Origin of the sequence: Streptomyces sp. BBFR25 (assembly GCF_044590125.1) — a bacterium.
GTDB classification, from domain to species: Bacteria; Actinomycetota; Actinomycetes; order Streptomycetales; family Streptomycetaceae; genus Streptomyces; species Streptomyces canus_D.
Map to the genome: position 1 here is coordinate 843,884 of NZ_CP172447.1, position 25,745 is coordinate 869,628.

The 25,745-nt window shown below is 73.7% G+C and carries 20 protein-coding genes and 1 pseudogene; 9 read left to right on the plus strand and 12 right to left on the minus strand.

All coding sequences use genetic code 11. From position 1 onward, the window contains the following. Positions 1 to 438 precede the first annotated feature (438 nt). Positions 439 to 756 (plus strand): annotated as a pseudogene (locus ACGH52_RS03580) (PP2C family protein-serine/threonine phosphatase); the annotation flags it as partial. Between the two features lie 33 nt (positions 757 to 789). Here the strand turns inward: ACGH52_RS03580 and ACGH52_RS03585 are convergent. Next, complete coding sequence (locus ACGH52_RS03585) at positions 790 to 1,887, minus strand: winged helix DNA-binding domain-containing protein (RefSeq protein WP_210975693.1); 1,098 nt, start codon at positions 1,885 to 1,887, stop codon at positions 790 to 792. Next, on the minus strand, positions 1,884 to 2,306 hold the full coding sequence (locus ACGH52_RS03590; protein ID WP_171987537.1) for a VOC family protein: 423 nt from the start codon (positions 2,304 to 2,306) through the stop codon (positions 1,884 to 1,886). Before ACGH52_RS03590 ends, ACGH52_RS03585 begins: the two co-directional genes overlap by 4 nt. 132 nt (positions 2,307 to 2,438) lie before the next feature. Between ACGH52_RS03590 and ACGH52_RS03595 the strand changes: the two genes are divergently transcribed. Beyond that, complete coding sequence (locus ACGH52_RS03595) at positions 2,439 to 3,455, plus strand: helix-turn-helix transcriptional regulator (protein ID WP_399937515.1); 1,017 nt, start codon at positions 2,439 to 2,441, stop codon at positions 3,453 to 3,455. A gap of 21 nt (positions 3,456 to 3,476) precedes the next feature. Here ACGH52_RS03595 and ACGH52_RS03600 read toward each other — a convergent pair whose 3' ends face one another. The 4 genes from ACGH52_RS03600 to ACGH52_RS03615 form a co-directional block, all read right to left on the minus strand. Then, a complete protein-coding gene (locus ACGH52_RS03600) occupies positions 3,477 to 4,688 on the minus strand; it encodes a Cmx/CmrA family chloramphenicol efflux MFS transporter (protein WP_059298809.1) in 1,212 nt (403 codons plus the stop codon). A 99-nt stretch (positions 4,689 to 4,787) separates the two neighbouring features. Beyond that, the gene (locus ACGH52_RS03605) at positions 4,788 to 7,082 is read right to left on the minus strand and encodes an FdhF/YdeP family oxidoreductase (RefSeq protein ID WP_399937518.1); all 2,295 of its coding nucleotides are present in this window, start codon (positions 7,080 to 7,082) and stop codon (positions 4,788 to 4,790) included. 42 nt (positions 7,083 to 7,124) lie between these two features. Further along, positions 7,125 to 7,643: an SRPBCC family protein gene (locus ACGH52_RS03610; protein ID WP_121704424.1), complete on the minus strand. Its 519-nt coding sequence runs from the start codon at positions 7,641 to 7,643 to the stop codon at positions 7,125 to 7,127. After that, a complete protein-coding gene (locus ACGH52_RS03615; protein WP_399937521.1) occupies positions 7,640 to 10,153 on the minus strand; it encodes an ATP-dependent Clp protease ATP-binding subunit in 2,514 nt (837 codons plus the stop codon). Before ACGH52_RS03615 ends, ACGH52_RS03610 begins: the two co-directional genes overlap by 4 nt. Before the next feature lie 124 nt (positions 10,154 to 10,277). Between ACGH52_RS03615 and ligA the strand changes: the two genes are divergently transcribed. The 5 genes from ligA (at position 10,278) to ACGH52_RS03640 (ending at position 16,168) form a co-directional block, all read left to right on the plus strand. After that, positions 10,278 to 12,389 (plus strand): NAD-dependent DNA ligase LigA, encoded by a 2,112-nt coding sequence (gene ligA, locus ACGH52_RS03620; protein ID WP_399937523.1) that lies wholly within the window; start codon positions 10,278 to 10,280, stop codon positions 12,387 to 12,389. A gap of 148 nt (positions 12,390 to 12,537) precedes the next feature. Further along, positions 12,538 to 13,647, plus strand: a complete 1,110-nt coding sequence (locus tag ACGH52_RS03625) for a serine hydrolase domain-containing protein (protein ID WP_399937526.1) — start codon at positions 12,538 to 12,540, stop codon at positions 13,645 to 13,647. 67 nt (positions 13,648 to 13,714) lie between these two features. Then, positions 13,715 to 14,929 carry an MFS transporter gene (locus tag ACGH52_RS03630; RefSeq protein WP_399937528.1) on the plus strand — a complete coding sequence of 405 codons (1,215 nt, stop codon included), beginning with the start codon at positions 13,715 to 13,717 and terminating at the stop codon, positions 14,927 to 14,929. A 71-nt stretch (positions 14,930 to 15,000) separates the two neighbouring features. Beyond that, positions 15,001 to 15,582: a sugar O-acetyltransferase gene (locus tag ACGH52_RS03635; RefSeq protein WP_059298816.1), complete on the plus strand. Its 582-nt coding sequence runs from the start codon at positions 15,001 to 15,003 to the stop codon at positions 15,580 to 15,582. 10 nt (positions 15,583 to 15,592) lie between these two features. Further along, on the plus strand, positions 15,593 to 16,168 hold the full coding sequence (locus ACGH52_RS03640) for a TetR/AcrR family transcriptional regulator (protein WP_399937530.1): 576 nt from the start codon (positions 15,593 to 15,595) through the stop codon (positions 16,166 to 16,168). Between the two features lie 48 nt (positions 16,169 to 16,216). Here ACGH52_RS03640 and ACGH52_RS03645 read toward each other — a convergent pair whose 3' ends face one another. The 6 genes from ACGH52_RS03645 to ACGH52_RS03670 all read right to left on the minus strand — a co-directional run bounded on the left by ACGH52_RS03645 (position 16,217) and on the right by ACGH52_RS03670 (position 23,528). Further along, a complete protein-coding gene (locus ACGH52_RS03645) occupies positions 16,217 to 17,515 on the minus strand; it encodes a YeeE/YedE family protein (protein ID WP_076977741.1) in 1,299 nt (432 codons plus the stop codon). Between the two features lie 273 nt (positions 17,516 to 17,788). Then, entirely contained in the window at positions 17,789 to 19,699 is a 1,911-nt protein-coding gene (gene htpG / locus ACGH52_RS03650; protein WP_121704430.1) for a molecular chaperone HtpG, read from the minus strand. Positions 19,700 to 19,784: 85 nt separating this feature from the next. After that, complete coding sequence (locus ACGH52_RS03655) at positions 19,785 to 20,321, minus strand: DUF4303 domain-containing protein (RefSeq protein WP_399937533.1); 537 nt, start codon at positions 20,319 to 20,321, stop codon at positions 19,785 to 19,787. 117 nt (positions 20,322 to 20,438) lie between these two features. Beyond that, entirely contained in the window at positions 20,439 to 21,422 is a 984-nt protein-coding gene (locus tag ACGH52_RS03660; RefSeq protein WP_210975684.1) for a TAXI family TRAP transporter solute-binding subunit, read from the minus strand. Continuing rightward, on the minus strand, positions 21,419 to 22,855 hold the full coding sequence (locus tag ACGH52_RS03665; protein ID WP_121704433.1) for a HAMP domain-containing sensor histidine kinase: 1,437 nt from the start codon (positions 22,853 to 22,855) through the stop codon (positions 21,419 to 21,421). Before ACGH52_RS03665 ends, ACGH52_RS03660 begins: the two co-directional genes overlap by 4 nt. Positions 22,856 to 22,865: 10 nt before the next feature. Continuing rightward, on the minus strand, positions 22,866 to 23,528 hold the full coding sequence (locus tag ACGH52_RS03670; protein ID WP_076977736.1) for a response regulator transcription factor: 663 nt from the start codon (positions 23,526 to 23,528) through the stop codon (positions 22,866 to 22,868). Positions 23,529 to 23,778: 250 nt separating this feature from the next. Here ACGH52_RS03670 and ACGH52_RS03675 point away from each other — a divergent pair, with 250 nt between their 5' ends. Continuing rightward, positions 23,779 to 24,804: an amidohydrolase family protein gene (locus ACGH52_RS03675; RefSeq protein ID WP_399937537.1), complete on the plus strand. Its 1,026-nt coding sequence runs from the start codon at positions 23,779 to 23,781 to the stop codon at positions 24,802 to 24,804. 1 nt (position 24,805) lies between these two features. Further along, positions 24,806 to 25,723, plus strand: a complete 918-nt coding sequence (locus ACGH52_RS03680) for an amidohydrolase family protein (RefSeq protein WP_399937540.1) — start codon at positions 24,806 to 24,808, stop codon at positions 25,721 to 25,723. Positions 25,724 to 25,745: the final 22 nt, after the last annotated feature.

Here is a 25,745-nt window from a genome sequence, read left to right on the forward strand (position 1 = left end):
GCTCACCGGGGTACACCTCCATGCTCGCCCGGGGATCCGGGCGTTTGATCCGACCCTGGGTCTGGACTGGCGTACTGCGTCGGGTGTAGTGGGGTGCCGCACCCCTCACCCCTCGGTGTAGATCACGAAGATGGGTGTACTCCGCATTTCGTTGCCGGGGGCAGCCGACGTCTCTCAGCCGGTGACCGGTGTGGCGTTGCCGCCCGCCGGTGCTGACCCTGACGGGGACGACGGGGGCGACGACGTCGACGGCCCCGCCGCCCGTGTAGCGGCCTCCGGGGCGCTCACCGTGTCCGTGGCGCTCGCCCGGATCTCGAAGGTCCAGTTGGAGAACCCGGACGGTTCCGGGCCCGCCGGGCGAAGGGCCGTACCGAGGCGGTCGCCACCGTCGCAGCGCCGGCCGGGTTGTGGGCGGCCGTCCCCCGGCCGCGAACCGGGGAGGGCCGGGTCGACGAAGGCCGCCTCACGCCGGAGGAGGCGGCCTCCCACCCCCAGCGGTCGCTGCTGGTGCGGGCGCTGGGCGGCGGCGCCGACGGCACCGCCGAGATGCGCCTGCAGGACGTCCGGCCCGGGGATCGCTACCTGCTCTGCTCCGACGGCCTGTCGACGGTGGTGCCGGGCGACGGGATCCGCCGGGTGCTCGCCGCCCCCGGGGAGCCCGGGCGGGCCGTCCGCGAACTCGTGGCGCTCGCCAACGGGTCCGGCGGTCCCGACAACGTCAGCTGCGTCGTCGCCGACGTCGTGACCGGCGGGTGACACCCGGCCCGCCCTGCCCGGGCCGCCCGCCGCTCAGGGCGCCGCCCCGACCCTGACCCGGTCGCTGCCGCCCTCGGAGAGGAAGGACGCGAGGGCCCGCCCCTCCTCGGTGACCTCGGCACGCTCCGGCCGGGTGAGCGGGCGCAGCGGGGTGACGGTCACCGTGTCGCCCTCGACGGTCCAGGTCGCGGAGACCCGGCCGTCGACGAGGACGAACCGGGCGCCGGTGACCGACAGACCGCGGTGTGCGTCGTCGATGACGCGGCGTCGGTCCTGGTAGCCGAGGACCGCGTTGTCGAAGGCAGGCAGGTACCGCACGGGGGCGGGGGTGTCCGGGTCGGGTCGCGGCGCGGCGGGCAGGTCCAGCAGTTCCCGGCCCCGCTCGTCGCGGAAGGCGACCAGCTCCCCGCGCACCGCCGCGACCGCGGCCGGCAGCCCCGCGAGCCCGCACCAGGCGCGCAGGTCCGCCGAGGCGGCCGGCCCGAACGCGGCCAGGTAGCGCCGTACGAGCGCCGCACCGACCGGATCGGTGCCCGGCGGGGCCGGCGGGTCGACCTCGCGGCCCAGCCAGTGCGCGACCGGGGCGTTGCGCACCCCGGCCCTGGTGCGCCAGAGTCCGCGCGGGGGCAGCTGCACCGTCGGGACGAGCGCGGCGACCAGCATCTCCCCGAGCGGCCGCGGTCCCACCTCCGGCCACCGTCCGGCCACGGCCCGCGCCAGTTCGCCCATGGAGCGGGGCTCGCCGTCGGCCAGGACCGCCCGGCCCGCCGCCGCGAGCGCGTCGAGGTCGACCCCTTCGAGTTCGCGGCGGTAGGTGCCGAGGACGCGACCGCGCAGCATGGCGTCGTGGCGTGAGCGCCAGGCCAGTACGTCGTCGGCGGTGACGAGGTGGACGGTGCGGCGCATCAGGTGGGTGCGCACCACCCGACGCCCGGTCAGCAGGTCGTCGAGTGCCCGCGGTGCGAAGTCGCGCAGCCTCGACCACAGACCGACGAACGGTTCCTGCGGCTCCTGTGCCTGCATGCCGCCGAGATGCGCGACGGCGTCCGGCACCGGACGGTCCGCGCGGTCGAGCAGCAGCTGCCGGGCGAGTGCCGCCCGGTTCAGCGACCGGGCGTCGAGCACGCTCACGCGTTGTACTCGCTCACCACGTCCAGGACCCAGGTGACGCCGAACCGGTCCCGCAGCATGCCGTAGAGGGGCGCCCACTGCGCGGCCCCGAGCGGCCGCAGGACGGTGGCGCCCTCGGCGAGCCTCTCCCAGTACGCGGTGATCTCCTCGGCGCTCTCGCCGCGGACCGAGACGAAGAACGCGTTCTCGCCCTGGTTGAACGGCAGGTCGGACGGCACGTCGTAGGCCATCACGCTCAGGCCGTCGGCGGTGGCCACCTGGCCGAACATCACCTGGTCGGCCGCGGCGGGGTCCTGGACGTTCCCGGCGTCCTTGTAGGTCACCACGGTCAGGTCCCCGCCGAACGCGGACCGGTAGAAGGTGAGTGCCTCGCGGGCGTCGCCGCGGAAGTTCAGGTGGGTCACGGCTTGTGCGGTCACGACGGGCTCCTTGCCCTCGCGGTGGGGCGGCCCATGGAGCGGGCCGCCGCGGGGCCGGTCCGGCCTCGCGGTACCGACTCTGCTCCGGGTAGCGGTCAGGTTGTGGCCGCTATGTGCGGCAGCATGGTGGTCATGCAGAAGACCTCGGCCCGGTTGCTGTCCCTGCTCTCGCTGCTCCAAGCGCGCCGGGACTGGCCCGGGCCGGTGCTGGCCGAGCGGCTGGACGTCAGCCCGCGCACCCTGCGCCGCGACGTCGACCGGCTCCGCGAACTGGGCTACCCGGTCCGGGCGGTGAAGGGGCCCGACGGCGGATACCGCCTGGACGCCGGGACGCGGTTGCCACCGCTGCTCTTCGACGACGAGCAGGCGGTCGCCCTCGCCGTCGCGCTGCGCACCGCGGCCGCCACCGGGGCCGGGATCGAGGACGGCGCGGCACGGGCGCTGGCAACCCTGCGCCAGGTCATGCCCGCCCGGCTGCGGCACCGGATCGACGCCCTCCAGGTCACCTCCGTCGAGCGGTCCGCGTCCCGGCCGCAGCCCCAGGCGGACCCCGGGGTCCTGATGGCGCTCAGCGCCACCGTCCAGGCCCGCGAGGTGCTGCGCTTCGACCACGCGCCGGCCGACCAGGCGCCGGCCCGCCCCGCGGACACCGCGACCGAGGCCGCGCCGCCCCCGCGCCGGGTGGAGCCGCACCATCTCGTCACCCGGGGCGGGCGCTGGTACCTGGTGGCCTGGGACCTGGACCGCGAGGACTGGCGGGTCTTCCGCGCCGACCGGGTGACCCCGCGCACGCCCACCGGACCCCGCTTCACCCCGAGGGAGCTGCCCGGCGGGGACGTGGCCGCGTTCCTGACCGGCAGGTTCCGCGGCTCCGACGGGTCCTCGGACTGGCCCTGCCGCGGGGCGGCCGTACTCCACCTGCCCGCCTCCGCGGTGTCCCCGCACGCGTCCGACGGGACCGTCGAGGAGCTGGGGCCCGACCGCTGCCGGCTCACGACGGGCTCCTGGTCGTGGGCCTCGCTCGCCGCCGCCTTCTGCCTCTTCGACACCGACGTCGAAGTCGTGGGCCCGCCCGCGCTCGCAGAGGCGTTCGCCCGGCTGGCCGACCGCTGCGCCAGGGCCACCGCGGGGGACGCCCGGCCGCGCTGAGCGCCGGTCACCGGGCCCGGGTCACACCCGCTGGGCCCGCTCCGCGTTCACGGTCTCGGTGGCCGGGCCGCCGGTGGCCACGACGCGCGACCGGCTGTGCAGCCGCAGGGAGACGGCGACGAAGCCGATCGCGACCAGGGTCATCGCGCCGCCCGCCCAGGCGGTGGCGGCGTACCCGAGGTCCGCGTCGATCACCGTGCCGCCGAGCCAGGGGCCGCCGGTGTTGCCCAGGTTGAACGCGGCGGTCGTCGTCGCGCCCGCGAGGGTGGGCGCGGCACCGGCGACGTTGAACATGCGGGCGTTGAGCGCGGGCGCGGTGTAGAACGCGGAGACGCCGAGCAGCAGCGACAGGACGATCACGGCGGCGGGGCTGGAGGCGAACAGCGCCAGGGCGGCCAGCAGCACCGTGGACGCGGTGATGCCGGAGAGCAGGACGCCGAACAGGTGCGCGTCGGCGACCCGGCCGCCGATCGTCGTGCCGATCAGCGCGCCGACGCCGAACAGCGCCAGCACGGTCGGCACCCAGCCGTCCGCGAGGCCCGCCACGTCGGTGAGCAGCGGCGCGAGGTAGGAGAAGGCGCAGAAGACGCCGCCGGCCGCGAGTGCGGTCACGACGATGGACAGCCAGACCTGGCGGTCCCGGTAGATCGCCAGCTCGCCCCGCAGCCGGGGTCGCCGCTCGGGCAGCGGGATGCGCGGGATCAGGGTCACCACGCCGACGAGCGCGACGGCGGACGCGCCGCCCACGGCCCAGAACGCGGACCGCCAGCCCAGGTGCTCGCCGAGGAAGGCGCCCACCGGGACGCCGAGCACGTTGGCGATGGACAGTCCGCCGATCATCACGGCCATCGCACGGGCCCGCGCGGTCACCGGCACCATCGCGATCGCCACGGCCGCGCCCACCGCCCAGAACCCGGCGCAGGCCAGGGCGCTGACGACCCGGGAGACGAACAGGACCTCGTAACCGGTCGCGAGCGCGCCCGCGACCTGGCCGACGCCGAACACCGAGATCAGCGCGACCAGCGTGGTCTTGCGGGGCAGTCGCAGGGTCGCGACGGCGAGCAGCGGCGCGCCGACGACCATGCCGATCGCGAACGCCGATATCAGCAGACCGGCTCGCGGGATCGACACGTCCATGTCGTCGGCGATGGGCGGCAGCAGCCCGGAGAGCATGAACTCGCTGGTGCCGAGCGCGAAGACGGACAGGCCGAGGATGTAGACGGCGAGCGGCATGCGTCCGGCCGTGGGCCGTGGGGAAGAATCGGGCATGACAGGTGTCAACGGAGCCCCGCTTCCCGCCATTCCCGCGGCGGGCTCCGTCTCACGATGCGGCTACGGGGTCACGCGCTCCAGCCGGACGACGATGCCCTTCGAGGTGGGCTGGTTGCTGATGTCGGCGACGCTGTCGAGCGGGACCAGGACCTGGGTCTCCGGGTAGTACGCGGCGGCGGAACCGCGGGCGGTGGGGTACGGGACCACCTCGAAGCCCTCGGCGCGGCGCTCGGTGTCGTCGTGCCAGACGCCGACCACGTCGACGCGGTCCCCCTCGGCCAGGGACAGGGCGTTCAGGTCCTCCGGGTTGACCATGACCACCCGGCGGCTGCCGTGGATGCCCCGGTAGCGGTCGTTCAGGGTGTAGGGGATGGTGTTCCACTGATCGTGGGAGCGCAGGGTCTGCAACAGCAGGTGGCCCTCGGGCAGGTCGGGCGCGCGCCAGGTGTTGCGGGTGAACATGGCCTTGCCGGTGGCGGTGCGGTAGACGCCCTCATTGACGGGGTTGGGCAGTCGGATGCCGCCGGGGCGGGTCACGCGCCGGTCGAAGTCGTACAGGCCGGGCACGATCCGGGAGATCCGGTCGCGGATCGTGCCGTAGTCGGCCTCGAAGTCCTCCCAGACCACGTTCCCGGGGCCGGTGCCGAGGGTGCGGCGGGCGAGCCGGCACAGGATGGCGACCTCGCTGAGCAGAAGCGGGGAGGCCGGCTTGAGCCGTCCCCGGGAGGTGTGCACCTCGCTCATCGAGTTCTCCACCGTGACGAACTGCTCGCCGCCCGCCTGGTGGTCGCGTTCGGTCCGGCCGAGGGTGGGCAGGATCAGCGCGGTCCGCCCGCAGACGGTGTGGGACCCGTTGAGCTTGGTGGAGACGTGCGCGGTCAGGCGGCAGCCGCGCATGGCCTCCTCGGTGACCGCGCTGTCGGGGGCGGCCCGCACGAAGTTGCCCGCGACGCCGAGGAAGACCTTGATCCGGCCCTCCCGCATCGCCTTGATCGAGTTGACCGAGTCGAGTCCGTGGGCGCGCGGCGGGTCGAAGCCGAACTCGTCGCGCAGGGCGTCCAGGAAGGAGTCCGGCATCTGCTCCCAGATGCCCATCGTGCGGTCGCCCTGGACGTTGCTGTGGCCGCGCACCGGGCAGGCGCCGGCCCCGGCCCTGCCGAGGTTGCCGCGCAGCAGCAGGAAGTTGACGATCTCCCGGATGGTGGGGACGCCGTGCTTGTGCTGCGTGATGCCCATCGCCCAGCAGACGATGACGCGTTCGCTGCCGAGGACCTCGTCGCGGACCCGCTCGATCTCCTCGCGGGTCAGACCGGTGGCGGCGATGACGTCGTCCCAGGAAGTCTGCCGGGCGTGCTCGGCGAACTCCTCGAAGCCGCTGGTGCTGTCCCGGATGAACGCGTGGTCCAGGACCGTGCCGGGCCGGGCGTCCTCGGCCTCCAGGAGCAGCCGGTTCAGCGCCTGGAACAGGGCGAGGTCGCCGCCGGGCCGGATGTGCAGGAACCGGTCGGCGATCCGGACGCCCTGGCCGATCACCCCGCGTGCCTTCTGCGGGTTCCTGAACCGCAGCAGTCCCGCCTCCGGGAGGGGGTTGACCGCGACGATGCGGGCGCCGTTGCGCTTGGCCTGCTCCAGCGCGGAGAGCTGCCGGGGGTGGTTGGTGCCGGGGTTCTGTCCCACCAGGAAGATCAGGTCGGCGTGGTGGAGGTCGTCGAGGCTGACCGTGCCCTTGCCGGTGCCGAGGGTTTCGTGCAGGGCGAAGCCGCTCGACTCGTGGCACATGTTGCTGCAGTCGGGCAGGTTGTTGGTGCCGTACGCCCGGGCGAAGAGCTGCAGGACGAACGCGGCCTCGTTGCTGACCCGGCCCGAGGTGTAGAAGACCGCCTCGTCGGGGCTGTCGAGCGCCTTCAGTTCCGCGGCGAGCAGGTCGAGGGCGTCGCGCCAGCTGATGGGCTCGTAGTGGTCGGAGCCGGGCCGCTTGACCATCGGCTCGGTGAGGCGCCCCTGCTGGTTCAGCCACAGGTCGGAGCGGCGGGCCAGGTCGGAGACGGGGTGCTCGCGGAAGAAGTCGGCGGTGATCCGCCGTGTGGTCGCCTCGTCGTTGATGTGCTTGGCGCCGTTCTCGCAGTACTCGTTGCGGTGCCGGTGGCCGGGTGCGGGGTCGGCCCAGGCGCAGCCCGGGCAGTCGATCCCGTCGACCTGGTTCATGGTCAGCAGGTCCACCGCGGTTTCCTTGGGGGACGTCTGCTCCAGGGAGTACTCCAGCGCGTGCACCACCGCGGGCACGCCCGCGGCCCAGGTCTTGGGCGCGGTGACGGTCAGGTCGTCCCGGGGTTCTTCCCTGGGCGGCTTCTTCATCGGGGGATCGCCTCTCGTTCGCTGTGTTCCGGTGCGGGGTTCTCAGCCCACGGGCCAGACCGCCACCCGGCTGCGCGGCGGCTCGGGCTCCCCGGGGCGCAGCTGGCCGCCCCGGATGGTCCCCCGCCAGGCGCCGCTCGCCTCGCCGTGCCCTTCGATGTACGCCTTGAAGTGGGCGAGTTCGCGGCGTACGACGCGGCCGGCCGCCCCGGGGACCGCGGTGAGCACGCCGGTGAGGCCGCGCGGCCCGGCCGACAGCCGCACCGTCATCGCCGTGCCGTCCTGCCCGGTGGGCCGGAACGTCACCTCGCCCCGGTGGCCGTGGCGCTGTCCGAGGCTGCGCCAGGTCAGGTGCGAGTCGGGCACCTGGTCCACGATCTCGGTCGCGAACTCCCGGCGGAGGGGGCCGAGTCCGACGACCCACAGGGTCACGGCGGGCCTGACCTGTTCGACCCGCTTGACGGTGGTCATGAACCGCGGGAAGCACTCGAACTGGGTCCACTGGTCGTACGCGGTGCGCACCGGTACGGCGATCTCGATCGTCTCCTCGACGGTGTTCACGTGCCGCTCGCCTCCGCGGGTCGTGCGGTGCCGGTCTTCTCGACCGAGCAGTGCAGGGAGTCGTCGACCACGTCGGCGACGATGGTGTCGCCGGGGTCCGCCTCGCCGCCGAGGAGCAGGTCGGCGACGCGGTTGTCGAGTTCGGTCTGGATCGTGCGCCGGAGCGGGCGGGCGCCGAACTCGGGCTGGTGGCCGTGGGCGATCAGCAGTTTCTTGGCCGCCTCCGTGACCTTCAGTGTCAGGCCCTGGGCGTGCACGCGCCGTTCGCTGCGGGCCAGCAGGTGGTCCACGATCCGGGAGAGGTCGTCCTGGGTGAGGCCGTGGAAGACGATGATGTCGTCGATGCGGTTGAGGAACTCGGGCAGGAAGCGCGTCCGCAGCTCCTCCATCAGCTCGTCCTTGAGGTCGGTCACATCGCCCTGGTGGTCGAGGATGCGGTGGGCCCCGATGTTGGACGTCATGATGACCACGCAGTGCCGGAAGTCGACGGTGCGGCCCTGTCCGTCGGTGAGGCGGCCGTCGTCGAGGATCTGCAGCAGCGTGTTGAAGACGTCGGGGTGGGCCTTCTCCACCTCGTCGAACAGGACCACGCTGTAGGGCTGCCGGCGGACCTTCTCGGTGAGCTGGCCGGCCTCCTCGTAGCCGACGTACCCGGGAGGCGCGCCGACGAGCCGGGCGACGGTGTGCTTCTCCTGGAACTCGCTCATGTCGAAGCGGATCATGCGGTTCTCCTCGCCGAACAGCAGCTCGGCGAGGGTCTTGGCCAGCTCGGTCTTGCCGACGCCGGTGGGGCCGAGGAAGAGGAAGGAGCCCACGGGGCGGTCGGGGTCGCCCATGCCGGCCCGGTTGCGGCGCACGGCCCGCGAGACGGCGGTGACCGCCTCGTCCTGGCCGACGATCCGGGCGTGCATCTCCTCCTCCAGCCTGAGCAGCCGCTCCTTCTCCCCCGCCGTCAGCTGGGCGACCGGGATGCCGGTGCGGCGGGAGATCACGTCCGCGATGTCGTCGGCGGTGACGGAGACGACGCCCTCGCGGCGCTCCTCGATGCCCGCGAGTTCGCCCTCCGTCTCGGCGATCTCGCGCTTCAGCTCGCCCGCGCGGGCGTAGTCCTCGGCGGCGACGGCCTGCTCCTGCTCCCGGCGCAGCTTCGCGATGCGGTCCTCGCGGCTGACGACCTCGGTGGAGCGGCTCGCGCTGCGCAGCCGTACCCGGGCGCCCGCCTGGTCCATGACGTCGATCGCCTTGTCGGGCAGGAAGCGGTCACTGACGTAGCGGTCGGAGAGTTCCGCCGCCGCGGCCAGGGCTCCGTCGGCGAAGCGGACCTGGTGGTGCGCCTCGTAGGCGTCGCGCAGGCCCTCCAGGATCTGCACCGTCTCCTCGACCGAGGGCTCGGGGACCATCACGGGCTGGAAGCGGCGTTCGAGGGCCGCGTCCTTCTCGACGCACTTGCGGTACTCGTCGATCGTCGTCGCGCCCACCACGTGCAGCTCGCCGCGCGCGAGGGCGGGCTTGAGCATGTTGCCGGCGTCCATGGAGCCCTCGCCGGTGGCCCCGGCGCCGACGACGGTGTGCAGTTCGTCGATGAACAGGATGATGTCGCCGCGGGCCTGCTGGACGTCCTCGATGACCTTCTTGAGCCGCTCCTCGAACTGTCCCCGGTACTGCGCGCCCGCCACCATGCCGGACAGGTCGAGGGCGACGACCCTCTTGTCCTTCAGCGTGTTCGGGACCTCACCGGCCACGATGCGCTGGGCCAGTCCCTCCACGATGGCGGTCTTGCCGACGCCGGGCTCGCCGATCAGCACCGGGTTGTTCTTGGAGCGCCGGGAGAGGATCTCGACGGTCTGCTCGATCTCCTCGGCCCGGCCGACGACGGGGTCGAGTTTCCCGGCCTTCGCCTCCTCGGTCAGGTCCCGTCCGTACTCGTCCAGCGTCGTGGCGGGCTTCCCGGCGCCGTCGCCCTGGGTCCCGCCCGAACGGGCGGCCTGCTCGGTGAGCCCTTCCAGCTTGCCGATGTCCTGCCCTTCCGCGCCCAGCAGCCGCGCCGCGCCGGTGTCGCCGTCCGCCAGCAGGGCGCCCAGGATGTGCTCGGGGCCGATGTAGGAGACGCCGGACGCCCGGGAGCGGGCGTAGGCGGTGGCGAGGGTGCGCTTGGCGGCCGGGGTGAGGCCCGGCTCGGCGGACGGCTCGCCCGCCTCGCGGGGCAGGATCTCGGCGATCCGGGACGCGAGCGTGTCGGGGTCGGCGCCCGCCCGGGCGAGCAGTCCCCGCGCGGGCTCGACCTTCGTGGCCGCCCACAACAGGTGCTCCGTGTCCAGGTCGGACGTCCCGTCCTCCAGCGCCCGCCGGGCCGCCAGGTTGAGGAGTTCCTGCGAGGACTCGGTCAGCATCCGGCCGATCGGCACGCGCTGCACCGCCGGGGGCGAGGAGGCGGGCGACGTTCCGAAGAACCGGTTGAACAGATCACTGAACGGATCGGAGGCACCGAAACCGAACGACGACATCGACATGACAGCTCCTGGGGCGGTGGCGAGTCGGTTCCACCGAAACCCCATGTCGGCGGCTCCGCAAGCGGAGCGGCCGCCGCGCGGCGGCGAGGACCCGTTGTCAGTGGTGGGCGGCATGATTTCGCCCATGCCCACTCCTGTGACTGCTCCTGCCGCAGTGATCGTCGACGCCACCGCCTACGCCCAGGCGGTCGAGGACGCCGCCCGCGCGGCCGCCGCCTACTACGCGGGCGGCACCTCCCCGCTGGACGACGACGCCTACGACCGGCTGGCGAGAGGGATCGCCGCGTGGGAGGCCGCACACCCGGACGAGGTGCTGCCCGACTCCCCCACCGGCAAGGTCGCCGGCGGCGCGGCCGAGGGGGACGTGCCGCACACGGTGCCGATGCTCAGCCTGGACAACGTGTTCTCGCCGCAGGAGTTCACCGCCTGGACGGCGTCCCTGGCCCGGCGCGTCGACCGCGAGGTCACCCGGTTCGCCGTGGGCCCCAAGCTGGACGGCCTCGCCGTCGCCGCCCGCTACCACGAGGGCCGCCTCACCCGGCTGATCACCCGGGGCGACGGCACGGCCGGTGAGGACGTCTCGCACGCGATCGGCACCGTGGAGGGACTGCCCGAGACGCTGGCCGAGCCGGTGACCGTCGAGGTGCGCGGTGAGATCCTGATGACGACGGCCCAGTTCGAGCACGCCAACGAGGTGCGCGGCCGGCACGGCGGGCAGCCCTTCGCCAACCCGCGCAACGCCGCCGCGGGCACCCTGCGGGCGAAGGAGCGCGCCTACACGGTGCCGATGACGTTCTTCGGGTACGGCCTGCTGGCCCTGCCCGGCACCGACGCGGCGCTCGCGGGGCGGCTGGACGAGTCGGCGTACAGCGAGCTGATGGAGACGGCGGCCGGGCTCGGCGTGCACACCAGCGCCGGTACCGCGGTGCCGGACGTGGTCGTCGAGACGCCCGAGCAGGTGGTGGCCCGGGTCCAGGAGATCGCCGCGCTCCGTGCCGAGCTGCCGTTCGGCATCGACGGGATCGTCGTCAAGGCGGACCTCGCCGCCGACCGGCGGGCCGCCGGGTCGGGCTCGCGGGCGCCGCGGTGGGCGGTCGCGTACAAGCTCCCGGCCGTCGAGAAGATCACCCGGCTGCTGGAGGTGGAGTGGAACGTGGGCCGCACCGGCATCATCGCCCCGCGCGGCGTCCTGGAACCGGTGGTCATCGAGGGCTCCACGATCACCTACGCCACGCTGCACAATCCGGCCGACATCACCCGCCGCGGGCTGCGGCTGGGCGACCACGTCATGGTCCACCGCGCCGGTGACGTCATCCCCCGCATCGAGGCTCCGGTCGCCCATCTGCGGACGGGCGAGGAGCAGCCCATCGTGTTCCCCGAGGCGTGTCCGCGCTGCGGCTCGGACATCGACACCGGTGAGGAGCGCTGGCGGTGCGCCCAGGGCCGCAACTGCCACCTGGTCGCCTCCCTCGCCTATGCCGCCGGGCGCGACCAGCTCGACATCGAGGGCCTGGGCGGCACCCGCGTGGTCCAGCTCGTCGAGGCGGGCCTCGTCGCCGACCTGGCCGATCTGTTCCTGCTGCGGCGCGAGCAGTTGCTCGGTCTGGAGCGGATGGGCGAGACCAGCACCGACAACCTGCTCGCCGCGCTCGCCCGGGCCAAGGAGCAGCCGCTGTCCCGGGTGCTGTGCGCGCTGGGTGTCCGGGGCACCGGCCGCTCCATGTCTCGGCGCATCGCACGGTACTTCGCCACCATGGACCACATACGCGCCGCCGACGCCGAGGCCATGCAGCGGGTCGACGGCATCGGGGTGGAGAAGGCCCGCTCCGTCGTCGCGGAGATCGCCGAACTCGCCCCGCTCATCGACAAGCTCGCCGCCGCCGGCGTCAACATGACCGAACCCGGCGCGACCCCGCCCCCGCCCGCCGACGCGGACGGCGAGGACGGGGAGAACGGGGCGCCGTCCGCCGCGGCGGGGGACGGCGGCCCGCTGGCGGGCATGAAGGTGGTCGTCACCGGCGCGATGACCGGAACCCTGGAGCGGCTCAGCCGCAACGAGATGAACGAACTCATCGAGCGGGCCGGCGGACGCTCCTCCTCCAGCGTCTCCAAGAACACGACGCTCGTCGTCGCGGGTGAGGGGGCGGGCTCGAAGCGGGCCAAGGCGGAGCAGCTCGGCGTCCGGCTGGCCACCCCCGAGGAGTTCGCCGCGCTCGTCGCCGACCTGCTCGGCTGAGACCACCCGCGTGGGCGCTCAGGGGTGTTGGCGACACCCCCGGGCCGGGGGCCAGTCCCAGTGATCTTCCTTCCGGGCCCTGGAAGGGTCATCGGTGAACGGACACCGTCCACCCGCCGCCGGGTGGCCACGAAGAGGGGGAAGACCCATGCACCGCAAGCGCCTCGCCGCCGCAGTCCTGCTCGCCGCCGCGCTCACCGGGGCGCTCGCGCCCGCGGCGGCGGCCCACCCGGCCCACCGCCCCGACCCCGTGCAGCGTCAACTGGACCTGCTCACCGCGCGCGACGGCGTCCCGGGCGCGCTCGCGTACGACGGCAGGACGACGCGTACCTCGGGCGTCGCGGACCTGGACACGGGACGGCCGATGACCGACGAGCGGGGCCGGTTCCGGCTCGCCAGCGACACCAAGGCGTTCACGGCGACCGCGGTGATGCGCCTGGTGGCGGACGGCCGGCTGGACCTCGGCGACCGCGCGGGCTCCTACGTGCCCCGACTGGCGGACAGCCCCGTCACCGTACGGCAGTTGCTGAAGCAGACCAGCGGGCTGCCGGAGTACACGGCGCTGGTGGACTGGACCCGGCCGGGGACGCCCGAGGACTACCTGGCCCTGGCGCTCGACGCGGACCCCGTCTTCGAGCCCGGCACCGACTGGGGCTACTCCAACACCAACTACCTGGTCCTCGGCATGGTGATCGACGAGGTCTCCGGGGTCGGCTTCCGCACGTACGTGGAGCGCACGATCCTGCGCCCGCTGCACCTGGACGACACCTACTGGCCCGCGCCCGGCGAGCTGGGCGTGCGCGGCCCGCACGCCCGGAACTACGGCGTCCATCCCGCGCACCCGCAGGACGGGAGGGTGGACGTGACCGAGCTGCCGGGCCACGAGTTCGGCGCGTCCGGCGGCCTCGTGTCCACCCCCGTCGACCTCAACGCCTTCTGGGACGGTCTGCTCGGCGGCCGGCTGCTGCCCGGCTGGGCGGTCCGCCTGATGACGCGGGACACCACCGACATCGGCGGCCGCGACGTCTACCCCGCGGGCAGCCGCTACGGGTACGGCCTCGCCTCGGTCCCGCTCAGCTGCGGCGGCGTCTACTGGGGCCACGGCGGTGACCTGCCCGGCGGCTCGGTGGGCGGCGGCCGGGCCACGGGCGGCCGGGGCACCGTGACCGTCTACACCACGACGTGGGCGGCCGAAGGCGACAGCCTGCGTCACCTCCAGGGCGCCGTGGACGCGGCCCTGTGCGCCAAGCGGCGCTGAGGAACGCCCTTCGGACGGGGCGAACAGGAGTGTACGTTCGTACGCCCCGACGGGTAGGCTCCCGCGCATGACTGTTGACGTACTGCGCCGGCCCGCCCTGGCCGATCGGCGGGCTCGCGTGGCCGTCGCCGTGCTGTTCTTCACCAATGGGGCCCTGTTCGCCAACCTGCTGCCGAGGTATCCGCAGATCAAGGCGGACCTCGGCATCGGCAACGCCGCCTACGGACTGGCCGTGGCGGCGTTCCCGGCGGGGGCCATCACGGCCGGGCTCGCGGCCGGGGTCCTGGTGCGCCGGTTCGGTTCGGCGCGGGTGGCGGTCGGCGGCACGCTGCTGACCGGGGCGGGCATCCTCGCCGCGGGCCTCGCCAACTCGGTGGCGGTGTTCGCGGGTGCGCTGTTCCTCGCCGGGGCGATGGACGCGTTCACCGACGTCGCGCAGAACGCCCACGGCCTGCGGGTGCAACGCCGTTACGGACGATCCATCATCAACTCCTTCCACGCCATCTGGTCCGTCGGCGCCGTCACCGGCGGCTCCATGGCGGCCGCCGCGATCGCGCTGGGCGTCTCGCGGGGCCCGCACCTGCTCTTCTCCGCCGTGGTGTTCGCGGTCGCGGCGTGCGTCGCCCTGCGCTACTGCCTGCCGGGTCCGGAGACCGAGGCGGAACCGGCCGTGGAGACCGGCACGGAGGACGGCGCACCGCTGCCGACGCGGGCCCCGGCGGCGGGCCCGCGCACCGGCTGGGTGCTGGCCGCGCTCGTCCTCATCGCCACAGCAGGCACCCTCGTCGAGGACGCCGGCATGTCCTGGGCCACCCTCTACCTCTCCGACTCGCTGCACGCGACGGCGGCGCTGGCCGCGTCCGGGTATGTCGCCCTGGTCGGCGCGCAGTTCGTGGGCCGGATCGTCGGCGACCGGCTCGTGGACCGCTTCGGCCAGCGCGCGGTGGCCCGCTCCGGCGCCCTGATCGCGGCGGTCGGCATGGGTCTGGCGCTGGCCGTGCCGACGGTGCCCGGCACGGTCCTCGGGTTCGCCGCGGCCGGGTTCGGGGTGGCGACGCTGGTACCGGCGGCGATGCACGAGGCCGACGAACTGCCCGGCCTCAAGCCCGGGTCGGGGCTGACCCTCGTCTCCTGGCTGATGCGGCTCGGCTTCCTGCTCTCCCCGCCGGTCGTGGGGCTGGTCGCCGACGCGACGAGTCTGCGGGTGGGCCTGCTGGTGGTGCCGCTCGCGGGGCTCCTCGTGCTCCTGTGCGCAGGAGTGCTCCAGCCCCGGCGCCGCTGAGCCGCACCGCCGGGCAACCCGACCCGGCCAAGAGTGTACGTTCGTACGCTTTCGGGGGTAGGATCGGGCGCATGCCGACGGACCACTTCGCGGGCGACTCCCGCACCAACCTGGAACGCATGCTGGCGGGCGACCTCTACATCGCCGACGACCCGGAGATCGCCCGCAGGCAGCAGCAGGCCGTGCGGCTGGCCGCCCGCTACCAGGCCGCCTACGCCGAGGACGCGGAGGCCGCGCGGCCGCTCCTCGCGGAACTGCTCGGCTCGCTGGGGGCCGAGGCGCAGGTGCGGCCGCCGCTGTACGTCGACTACGGCAGCAACATCACCGTCGGGGCCCGCACCTTCGTCAACTACAACCTGACGGCGCTGGACGTCGCGGCGATCACCATCGGCGAGGACTGCCAGATCGGGCCGAACGTCCAGTTGCTGACCCCGACGCACCCCCTGGAGCCCGGCCCCCGGCGGGACAAGCTGGAGGCCGCCCGCCCGATCGTCATCGGCGACAACGTCTGGCTGGGCGGGGGCGCGATCGTGCTGCCGGGCGTCACCATCGGGGACAACGCCGTCATCGGGGCCGGTGCGGTCGTCACCAAGGACGTGCCGGCGAACGTCGTGGCCGTCGGCAACCCCGCCCGGCCGGTACGGAACGTGTAATTCTGCTCCCATGGCAACCGGACACACGGACCCGCAGCGGCGGGAGCGCATCCTCGCGGCCACCCTCGACCTGATCGCCGAGGAGGGCATCGCACGCGTCTCCCACCGCAGGATCGCGCAGCGCGCGGGGGTACCGCTCGGCTCGATGACGTACCACTTCAGCGGCATCGAGCAGCTGCTGCGGGAGGCGTTCGGCCGGTTCACCGATCACATCGTCGCCGTGTTCGACGAGCATCTCGGCGCCGCCGCGGACCGTGACCAGGCCCGCGAGGCGGTGGCCGACCTCGTGCACGAGCTGTCCGAGGACAGCCAGCGCGACCTGGTGCTCACCCAGGAGCTGTACACGCTCGCCGCGCGCCAACCGGCCTACCGGGAGCTGACCCACGAGTGGATGCGCCGCAGCCGCGTCCACCTGGAGAAGCACTTCGACCCGGACACGGCCCGCCAGCTGGACGCCCTCATCGAGGGTCTGACGCTGCACCGCGCCCTGGCCCGCGAGCCGCACGGCCGTGCCCTCACCGTGGCGGCCATCGTCCGGATCACCACCACGGACCGCCGCTCCCCCGAGGGCAACGACACCCCCTAACGGCCCGTGCGGCGCGGGCCTGACCCCCGTGCCGCACGGGCGTCCCCGTCAGCAGACGCCGTCGCCCGGCTTGGGGTTGCCCAGGCCGAACAGGGGCCGCAGCTTGAGGCCCACCCAGGTGCCGGCCAGCGCGAAGGCGCCCCACAGCCAGCCGCTGAGGCTGCCCGAGGCGATGCCCGCCAGGTAGGCGCCGATGTTGCAGCCGCCGGCCAGCCGGGCGCCGATGCCCATCAGCACACCGCCGAGCACCGCCGCGACGGCGGTACGCCACGGGATGCCCCGGTGCAGCGCCCAGGTGCCGCCGAGCGAGGCGGCGACGGCCGCGCCGATCATGATGCCGATGTCGGTGAGGCTGGTCTTGTCGGCGAGCACCGGACCGGCCAGCATCTCGGCGTTGCCGGGCCGCTGCCACCAGGTCCAGTTCTCCGGGTGTCCGCCGAGCGCGCCGACCAGCTCCGAGCCCCACAGGCTGAAGGCGCTGGTGACGCCCCAGGCGCCGCCGGAGACCAGCAGGACGCCCGCGCCGAGCACGGCCAGCGCCAGGGCGCCGACGGCCAGCGGCCAGGAACCGCGGACGGCACGGACGGCCGCCCGGCGTGCCGAGGGCACGGCGCCCAGCGGCGGCGGGTTGCGCCGGGCCTGGACCCGGCGGCTGACCAGCACCACGAGGAGCAGGGCGCCGATGGTCACGGCCCAGGAGCCGAACCAGCCGAGGTGCTCGGACAGCACGACGGGCTCCCAGGCGGGGAGGTCCTTCCACAGGTCGAACTGCCAGGCGGCCAGCGTGGCACCGGCGACGAAGCCGCCCAGGGTCAGCACGATCGACGTCTGTCCCGAGCCGACCGCGAACAGGGTGCCCGAGGCGCAGGCGCCGCCGAGCTGCATACCGATCGCGAAGAGCGCCGAACCGGCGAACAGGCCGACGCCGATCGGTCCGGCGGACGGCGCGGGCTGGGAGCCGAACAGCCCGGTCTCCGTGCCGATGACCAGCGCGAACAGGGTGGCCGTGGTGCCCAGGAGCAGGGCGTGCGCCCGCAGCCCGGAGCCGTTGCCGACGGCGACCAGCTGCCGCCAGGCGGAGGTGAAGCCGAACCGGGAGTGGAAGAGGGCGACGCCCAGACCGAGGCCGAGCAGGAGCAGCACGCCGGGCTTGGCGCCGTGCGCGGACCACACGTAGGCGGTCAGGGCGGCGGCGAGCAGCCCGGACACCACGAGCGGTGTCCGCCGCACCGGGGGCAGGGGCGGTGCCGCGGGACGTGCCGAGGAGGTGGGCGAGGGAGCGAACAGCGGGGTGGACGCGCGCGGCGGCGCGGCCGGGGTCGACCCGGCCGGAGGTGCGGTGGTCACGGAAGTTCTCCGGGGTGGTGTGCACGGGGACGGCGGACGCTGGTGGACCGGTGGCGCGGGGAGCGCGGCCGGTCCGGGGGTCTCAGCGGCGACAGAGGCCGTCGTCGACGCACCACGCCGAGCACGCGAAGAGCGCGAGGCACAGCAGCGGAGCCGATGCATACATGCGTACGAAGATACGGAGGAGTGTGCTCCGTATGCCACGCCGTCTCGCCATGCGGATGGCGGACGGCGTGGCCTCCGTGTCTTTCCGGACGACGCCGGTCCCGCCGGTTACAGGGTGCGCTCCAGGCGGTCGGCCATCAGCTGGACGAACCGGGCGGGCTCCTTGGGCCGACCGCCCTCGGCGAGCACCGCGAGCGCGTGCAGCAGCTCGGCGGTCTCGGTGAGTTCCGCGCGGTCCCGCCGGTCGGTCCAGGCCCGGTTCAGGGACTTCACCAGCTGGTGCTCGGGGTTGAGTTCGAGGATCCGCTTGGCGTTGGGCACCTCCTGGCCCATCGCCCGGTACATGTTCTCCAGGGCCGGCGTCAGCTCGCCCGCGTCGGAGACGACGCAGGCCGGGGAGACGGTCAGGCGGTGGGAGAGGCGGACCTCCTTGACCTCCTCGCCCAGGTGCTCCGTCATCCAGCCGAGCAGCCCGGCGTACTCCTCGCCCTGCTTCTCCTTCTCGGCGTCGCTCTTGTCCTCGTCGGTGCCGGACAGGTCGATCTCGCCCTTGGCCACCGAGCGCAGCGTCTTGCCGTCGAACTCCCCGACCGCGTCGACCCAGACCTCGTCGACGGCGTCGGTGAGCAGGAGCACCTCGACGCCCTTGGCCCGGAACGCCTCCATGTGCGGGGAGTTCTCGATGGCCTGCCGGGACTCGCCCGTCATGTAGTAGATGTCGTCCTGTCCGTCCTTCATCCGCTCCACGTAGTCCTTGAGCGCGGTGGGCTCGTCGGCGTCGTGGGTGGAGGCGAACGAACAGGCGGCGAGGATCGCGTCCCGGTTCTCGGAGTCCGTCACCAGGCCCTCCTTGAGGACCGCGCCGAACTCGCGCCAGAAGGTGGCGTAACGGTCCGGCGCCGACGTCCTGAGGTCCTTGACCGTGGAGAGGACCTTCTTGGTCAGCCGGCGCTGGATCATGCGGATGTGGCGGTCCTGCTGGAGGATCTCGCGGGAGACGTTGAGCGAGAGGTCCTGCGCGTCGACGACGCCCTTGACGAAGCGGAGGTAGGGCGGCAGCAGTTCCTCGCAGTCGTCCATGATGAAGACGCGCTTGACGTAGAGCTGGACGCCGCGCTGGTAGCCCTGGGTGAACAGGTCGTGCGGGGCGTGCGAGGGCACGAACAGCAGGGCCTGGTACTCGAAGGTGCCCTCCGCCTGGAGCCGGATCGTCTCCAGCGGGTCGCGCCAGTCGTGGGCGATGTGCTTGTACAGCTCGTGGTACTCGTCGTCGGACACCTCGTCGCGCGGGCGCGCCCAGAGGGCCTTCATCGAGTTGAGCGTCTCGGGCTCGCGGGCCTCGGCGCCGTCGTCGCCGTCCGCGCCCGGCTCCGGCAGCAGCCGGACGGGCCAGGTGATGAAGTCCGAGTACCGCTTGACGATCTCCTTGATCTTCCACGTGGAGGTGTAGTCGTGGAGCTGGTTCTCGGAATCGGCGGGCTTGAGGTGGAGCGTGACCGCGGTGCCCTGCGGGGCCTCGTCGAGCCGCTCCAGGGTGTACGTGCCCTCGCCGCGCGAGGTCCACCGGGTGCCCTCGGTCTCACCGGCGTGCCGGGTGACCAGGGTGACCTCGTCCGCGACCATGAAGCCCGAGTAGAAGCCGACGCCGAACTGGCCGATGAGCCCGTCCGCCCCGGCCGCGTCCTGGGCCTCGCGCAGCTCCTGGAGGAACTTGGCGGTGCCCGAGTTGGCGATCGTGCCGATCAGCCGGGTGACCTCGTCGTACGACATGCCGATGCCGTTGTCCCGCACGGTCAGGGTGCGGGCGTCCTTGTCGACCTCCAACTCGATGTGCAGGTCGCTCACGTCGGCGTCGGGGGCGTCGTCGCGCAGGGCGGCGAGGCGCAGCTTGTCCAGCGCGTCGGAGGCGTTGGAGACGAGCTCGCGCAGGAAGACATCCTTGTTCGAGTAGACGGAGTGAATCATCAGCTGGAGCAGCTGACGCGCCTCTACCTGGAACTCAAACGTTTCGGTCGTCATGGCTGGTGCGTACCTCACAGGTCCACGGAATCGTCTGCACTGGTGAGGGCAACTCTAGAACAGCGCGGGCGGCTCTCGGCGCCGGTCAGACGACTTCCGCGCCCGTCTCCACCGCCCAGTCCGCCAGTGCCTGCGGCGGATTCAGCCGCCGCGTCCGCTCCTCGTCTCCCTCCTCGGACGGCACCTCTACGGTGACGACGACGCAGTGCCGGTCGGCGCCCGTGCCGAAGAGCCCCTCGACGTCCAGCCGGGCCATGGCCGTCTCCATCGCCCGCAGGCGCAACTCGAACTCCGCGTCCGCCTCGTCGTCCGGCAGGTCGAAGAGCTCGCCCCGGGCCTCGAAGAGGGGCCGGACCGGTTCCAGGTGCTGCTCGCCGTAGCAGCAGAACGGCGAGTCGGCGTACGACCACTTGAGGTCGCCGGGCGCGCACCCCTGGCGCGCCGACTCCTGGGCCAGGGCCTCGTGGGACCAGGCGGACAGGGCTGGTCCGTAGGCCTCGCCGGAGGTCACCAACGTGCAGTAGTAGAACCGGTGGCCGGGGTGTTCGCGGAACAGGTCGAGCAGGGCCGCGCGGGCCGCGCGGTGGACGGCGTCGGCCAGTTCGGACTCGGTGGGGTGCACGGCGGGCCTCCGGGGCGGGCGGACAGGACGTCTGGGTCGCGGGAAGCGTAACGGCGGGCACCGACAGGCGGGCCCGGCGTCCGGCCCCGCGCAGGTGCCTGCCCGCCTCCCTCCCCGCTAGCCGTGCAGCGACCGGTACGCCGCCACCGCACCCGGGTGCAGCGGCACGCCGCCCGTGCCGATGAGGCTGCGGACGTCGAGGAACTGGGCGCCGACGGCGTGGTCGGGCACGAACGCGGGGGCGCGCCGGACCAGGAGGCGGGTGAGGGCACCGGCGACGGCGGGGTCCAGGTCGGGGCGGCACACCAGGAGGTTGGAGACGCCGACGGTCGCGACACCGGCCGACGAGCGGTAGGCGCTCTGCGGCAGGGACACCTCCTCCAGCCCCGATGCGGCCCGGCCGTCCCGGCCGCCGGCGAGACCGGGCAGCAGGCCGGCGAGCGGGAGGAAGCGCAGGCCGGGGTCGCGGTCCAGTTCGGAGAGGGTGGGCAGCGGCACGCCGCCCGCGACCAGCAGTCCGACCACGGAACCGGCCCGCAGGGCCGCCGCCGCGTCGGCCAGGCGCAGGTGCCGTACCGGGACGTCGGTGCCGGGCGAGAGACCGGCGGCGCTCAGCAGCCGGGCGCCGAGGTGGGCCGCGCCGGAGCCGACGGCGCCGAGCGAGACGGGGTGCCCGGCCAGGTCGGCCACGCCGCGCACGGGGGCGTCGGCACGCACGGCGAACTGGAGGTACGTCTCGTAGACCCGGCCGATCGCCCGCAGGGGCACCGGCCGCGGGAAGAGCCCGGTGCCCTGGGCGGCGCGGGCCGTGTCGGTGAGGACCAGGCCGAGGTCGGCCCTGCCGTCGCGGAGCAGTTCGATGTTGGTGATGCTGCCCGCGGTGGTGCGGACGCTACAGCGCAGCCCGGGGTGTGCCGCTTCCACCTGTTCGGCGAGGAGGCGGCCGAAGGCGGCGTAGAACGCGGTCGGCTCGCCGGTCGCCAGCCGCAGCGGACCGCCCGGTCCGGAGCGCCCGTGCGCGAGATCACCGGCGAGCACACCACCGAGGCCACCCGCGGCGGCGGCACCGAACGCCGCACGCAGGACGGTACGCCGGTTCACCGGGGGGCTCCTTCGGCGGGCGCGCCCGGTACGACCGCGCGGGCCCGCAGGCCGTGCGGGTGCGCGGGGGCCAGTTCCAGGCGGCCGCCGCGGCCCGCGAGGAGCTGTTCGGCGATGGCGAGGCCCAGGCCCGTACCGGACGTCCCCCTCTGGCGGGCCGAGCGCCAGAAGCGGGTGGTGGCCCGGTCGATCTCCTCCGCCCGCAGTCCGGGACCGTCGTCGGTGACGGTGACGACCGCGTACGGGCCCTCGGCGGCGCAGCGCAGCCGGACGCGGGCACCGTCGCCCGCGTACTTGATCGCGTTGTCCAGCAGGATGTCCGTCACCTGGGCCAGTTCGCGGTCGGTGCAGGCCGCCGGGACCGGCCCGGCCGCCTCCGCGGTGAGGCGGACCGCGGCGCGGCGCGCGACCGGTTCCCACAGGCGGTGTTGGTTCAGCGTGACCTCGGCGGCGTCGCAGTGGGCGCCCGGGTCGTCGGTGACCGTGAGTTCCCCGGCCCGGTGCTCGGCGGCGGCGAGGGCCAGGATGTCGTCGAGCAGGGTCTCCAGCCGGTCCAGTTCGGTGTTGACCCCGGTGTAGGTGCGGTCGGCCGTGGGCCGCAGGTGGCTCTGGAGGGCGTCCACCCGCAGCCGGAGGGCGGCCATGGGGTTGCGCATCTGGTGCGAGGTGTCGGCGACCAGTCGGCGCTGCTGTTCCAGTGCGGCGGTGACGGTGCGGGCCATGCGGTTGAAGCCCGCAGTCAGCTGGCGCAGCTCGGGCGGTCCGCCGACGGAGACGGAGCCGCGCTGCCCCGGGCCGCCGGGGAGGGTGTGATCGGGCGGGAGCCCCGCCGTCAGCTCCCCGACCGCGCGGTCGAGGCGGCGCAGCGGGCTGACCACCCAGCGGGTCGCCGCCCGGGCCAGGACCGTGCAGGCGAGGGCGACCAGCGCGGTGCCGGCCAGGACGGCGGCCCAGCGCCGGGCGATGTCCCCGGCGGCCGTGTCCACGTCGGCGCGCAGCACCACGGCGCCGGAGACCTGGGTTCCGGTGCCCGCCGGGGTGGCGAACATGCGGTGCCCGCCTGACCAGGGACGCAGGGCGCCGCGCGGGTGCGCGGTCTGGTTCCGCAGGGCCGCGTCGATCAGCCGGGCGACGGCGGGGTCGGCGGCCCGCATGCCGCCGGTCTGGACGACGGGGTGCCCGCTGATGTCGGTGACGACGAGGGGTTCGCCGTAGAGCCGGGTGTAGCGCCGGGCCTCGGCGGTGACCGCCGAGGTGTCGCCGTTGCCGGCCGCCCGGTCCATGAGGGACGCGAAGCGGTCCAGGTCGGAGCTGCGGGCGAGGACCAGCTGCTGGGTGCGGTCGGAGGCGGTGAACAGCAGCAGCGGGACGGCGAAGGCGGCCACCGCCAGCACGCCGAACAGCAGCAGCACGGTCTGTACCCGGGTGCGCACGCGCCGGTCCTCAGTCGCCGAGGCGGAAGCCGAAGCCCCGGATCGTGGTGAGCAGTTCCGGGCGGCCCAGCTTGGCCCGCAGCTGGGTGAGGTGCACGTCCAGGGAGCGGGACACGGCGTGGTAGGCGTCGCCCCACACCTCGTCGAGGACCTGCTCGCGGCTGACCGCCGTCCCGGCCCGGCGGGCCAGCACGGCGAGGACGTCGAACTCCTTGGTGGTCAGCTCCACCTCCGTGCCGTCGACGCGGACCTGCCGGGCGTCGAGGGCGATCTCCACGTCGCCGACGCGCACGGTCCGGGCGGTGCGCGGCGCGTGGGCGGCGGCGGTGCGCCGGGTGACGGCCTCGATGCGGGCCAGCAGCTCGGTCAGCCGCACCGGCTTGACGAGGTAGTCGTCGGCGCCGAGCCGCAGCCCCCGCACCACCGAGCGCTCGTCGCCGCGCGCGGTCAGCACCACCACGGACAGGTCGCTGACCGCCCGCAGCCTGCGCAGCACCTCCAGGCCGTCGACGTCGGGCAGGCCGAGGTCGAGGAGGAGCAGGTCCGAGCTGCGATGATAGGTCAGCACGTCCTTGCCGCGGGTGACCCGCCGGGTGACGTGGCCGTGGTCGTACAGGACCTCCACCAGTGCTCCGGCGACTCCGTCGTCGTCCTCGGCCAGCAGTATCTGCACCCTGCCGCCTCCCTTCGGCGGCGTCCGCGTCGACGCCGCCCGTGTACCGGACCGGTTCGGTTTCGGAATGTCCTCGTCCGAATGTAGACCACGTCCGGCGAAGCGTTTCGCCTGGTCCGCGTGGTGGACGGGGCCGGTGGGCGGCTTTGTTAAGGCGAGGTTAGTTCTGTGTCCGGCCGTCTCCCGGCCACCCCGCGGCCGGGGAGAGGCTGCCGCGGTCGACGACGACCCGACCCCGAGGACGCAGCACATGATCATCGACTGTCACGGTCACTACACCACGGCCCCGCCGGCCCTGGCCGCCTGGCGGGAGCGGCAGACCGCCGCCCTGGCCGACCCCGCGGCGGCGCCCTCGCCCGCCGACCTGAGGATCGGCGACGACGCACTGCGCGAGAGCGTCGAGCCGCACCAGTTGCGGATGATGGACGAGCGCGGCGTCGACGTGACCGTCTTCTCGCCCAGGGCGTCGTTCATGGCGCACCACGTGGGTGACTTCCGCACCTCGGCCGCGTGGGCGGCGCTCTGCAACGAGCTGTGCCATCGCGTCGCCGGGCTCTACCCCGAGCGCTTCGCCCCCGCCGCGATGCTGCCCCAGTCGCCGGGCGTCGACCCGGCCACCTGCGTCCCGGAGCTGACGCGCTGCGTCGAGGAGTACGGCGCGGTCGCGGTGAACCTCAACCCCGATCCCTCGGGCGGTCACTGGACCGCTCCCCCGCTCACCGACCGCTCCTGGTACCCGCTGTACGAGAAGCTGGTCGAGTACGACGTCCCGGCAATGGTCCATGTCAGCACGAGCGTGAACCCGGCCTTCCACACCACCGGCGCCCACTACCTCAACGCCGACACCACGGCCTTCATGCAGCTGGTGCAGGGGGACCTGTTCGCGGACTTTCCCACCCTGCGGCTGGTGCTCCCGCATGGCGGCGGGGCGGTGCCGTACCACTGGGGCCGCTTCCGCGGTCTGGCCATGGCGCTGGGCAAACCGCCGCTGGAGGAGCACGTCCTCGGCAACGTCTTCTTCGACACCTGCGTCTACCACCAGCCCGGCATCGACCTGCTGCTCGACGTGGTCCCGGCCCGCAACGTGCTGTTCGCCTCCGAGATGATCGGCGCGGTGCGGGACGTGGACCCGTGCACGGGCCACCACTTCGACGACACCCGGCGCTACGTCGAGGCGTCCGGCCTGTCCGCGGAGCGGCTCGACGCCGTGCGGGAGCACAACGCGCGTTCCGTGTACCCGCGCCTCGACGCGCTGCTGAAGCGGCAGGGGCGCTGACATGACCATCCTCGCTCCCAAGACCCCCGGCTGGCTCGACTGGCACCCGGACCCGTCCAGGCCCTCCTTCCGGCTGCCGCCCGGTACCGTCGACGCCCACTGCCATGTCTTCGGCCCCCAGGCGGAGTTCCCCTTCGCGCCGGAGCGCAAGTACACGCCCTGCGACGCGGGCAAGGAGCGGCTCTTCGCCCTCCGCGACCACCTGGGCATCGACCGCACGGTGATCGTGCAGGCCACCTGCCACGGCGCCGACAACAGCGCCATGCTCGACGCGGTGCGGGCGAGCGGCGGCCGGGCGCGCGGTGTCGCGACCGTCCGGCAGGACGTCACCGACGCCGAGCTGCGGGCGCTGGACGCGGCGGGGGTGCGCGGGGTGCGGTTCAACTTCGTGCGCCGGCTGGTCGACGCGTCGCCCAAGGACGTCCTGCGCACGATCGCCCGGCGGATCGCCCCGCTCGGCTGGCACGTCGTCCTCTACTTCGAGAGCGCCGACCTGCCCGACCTGGAGGACTTCTTCACCTCGTTGCCCACCCCGCTGGTCGTGGACCACATGGGGCGCCCGGACGTGACGAAGCCGGTGGACGGCCCCGAGTTCGCACGCTTCCTGCGCTTCACCGACCGCGGCGACGTGTGGGTCAAGGTGTCCTGCCCCGAGCGGCTGAGCGTGACCGGTCCCGCCGCGCTGGGCGGGGAGCGCGAGCCGTACGCCGACGTCGTGCCCTTCTCCCGCCGCGTCGTCGAGGAGTTCGGCGACCGGGTGCTGTGGGGCACCGACTGGCCGCACCCCAACCTCACCGGCCACATGCCCGACGACGGCCTCCTCGTCGACCAGGTGCGGCGGATCGCCGTGACCGAGGAGCAGCGGCGTCTGCTGCTGGTGGACAACCCGGCCCGCCTGTACTGGCCCGGCGACCGGTGAGCCGCTCCCCCGCCCGGCCGTC

Excerpts from the sequence above, each read along its gene's own strand:
- ACGH52_RS03595 (WP_399937515.1), top strand. The coding sequence starts at position 2,439 with ATGCAGAAGACCTCGGCCCGGTTGCTGTCCCTGCTCTCGCTGCTCCAA.
- ACGH52_RS03600 (WP_059298809.1), bottom strand. The coding sequence starts at position 4,688 with ATGCCGCTCGCCGTCTACATCCTCGGCCTGTCCGTCTTCGCGCTCGGC.
- ACGH52_RS03605 (WP_399937518.1), bottom strand. The coding sequence starts at position 7,082 with ATGAAGAAGCCGCCCAGGGAAGAACCCCGGGACGACCTGACCGTCACC.
- ACGH52_RS03615 (WP_399937521.1), bottom strand. The coding sequence starts at position 10,153 with ATGTCGATGTCGTCGTTCGGTTTCGGTGCCTCCGATCCGTTCAGTGAT.
- ligA (WP_399937523.1), top strand. The coding sequence starts at position 10,278 with ATGCCCACTCCTGTGACTGCTCCTGCCGCAGTGATCGTCGACGCCACC.
- ACGH52_RS03625 (WP_399937526.1), top strand. The coding sequence starts at position 12,538 with ATGCACCGCAAGCGCCTCGCCGCCGCAGTCCTGCTCGCCGCCGCGCTC.
- ACGH52_RS03630 (WP_399937528.1), top strand. The coding sequence starts at position 13,715 with ATGACTGTTGACGTACTGCGCCGGCCCGCCCTGGCCGATCGGCGGGCT.
- ACGH52_RS03635 (WP_059298816.1), top strand. The coding sequence starts at position 15,001 with ATGCCGACGGACCACTTCGCGGGCGACTCCCGCACCAACCTGGAACGC.
- ACGH52_RS03640 (WP_399937530.1), top strand. The coding sequence starts at position 15,593 with ATGGCAACCGGACACACGGACCCGCAGCGGCGGGAGCGCATCCTCGCG.
- htpG (WP_121704430.1), bottom strand. The coding sequence starts at position 19,699 with ATGACGACCGAAACGTTTGAGTTCCAGGTAGAGGCGCGTCAGCTGCTC.
- ACGH52_RS03675 (WP_399937537.1), top strand. The coding sequence starts at position 23,779 with ATGATCATCGACTGTCACGGTCACTACACCACGGCCCCGCCGGCCCTG.
- ACGH52_RS03680 (WP_399937540.1), top strand. The coding sequence starts at position 24,806 with ATGACCATCCTCGCTCCCAAGACCCCCGGCTGGCTCGACTGGCACCCG.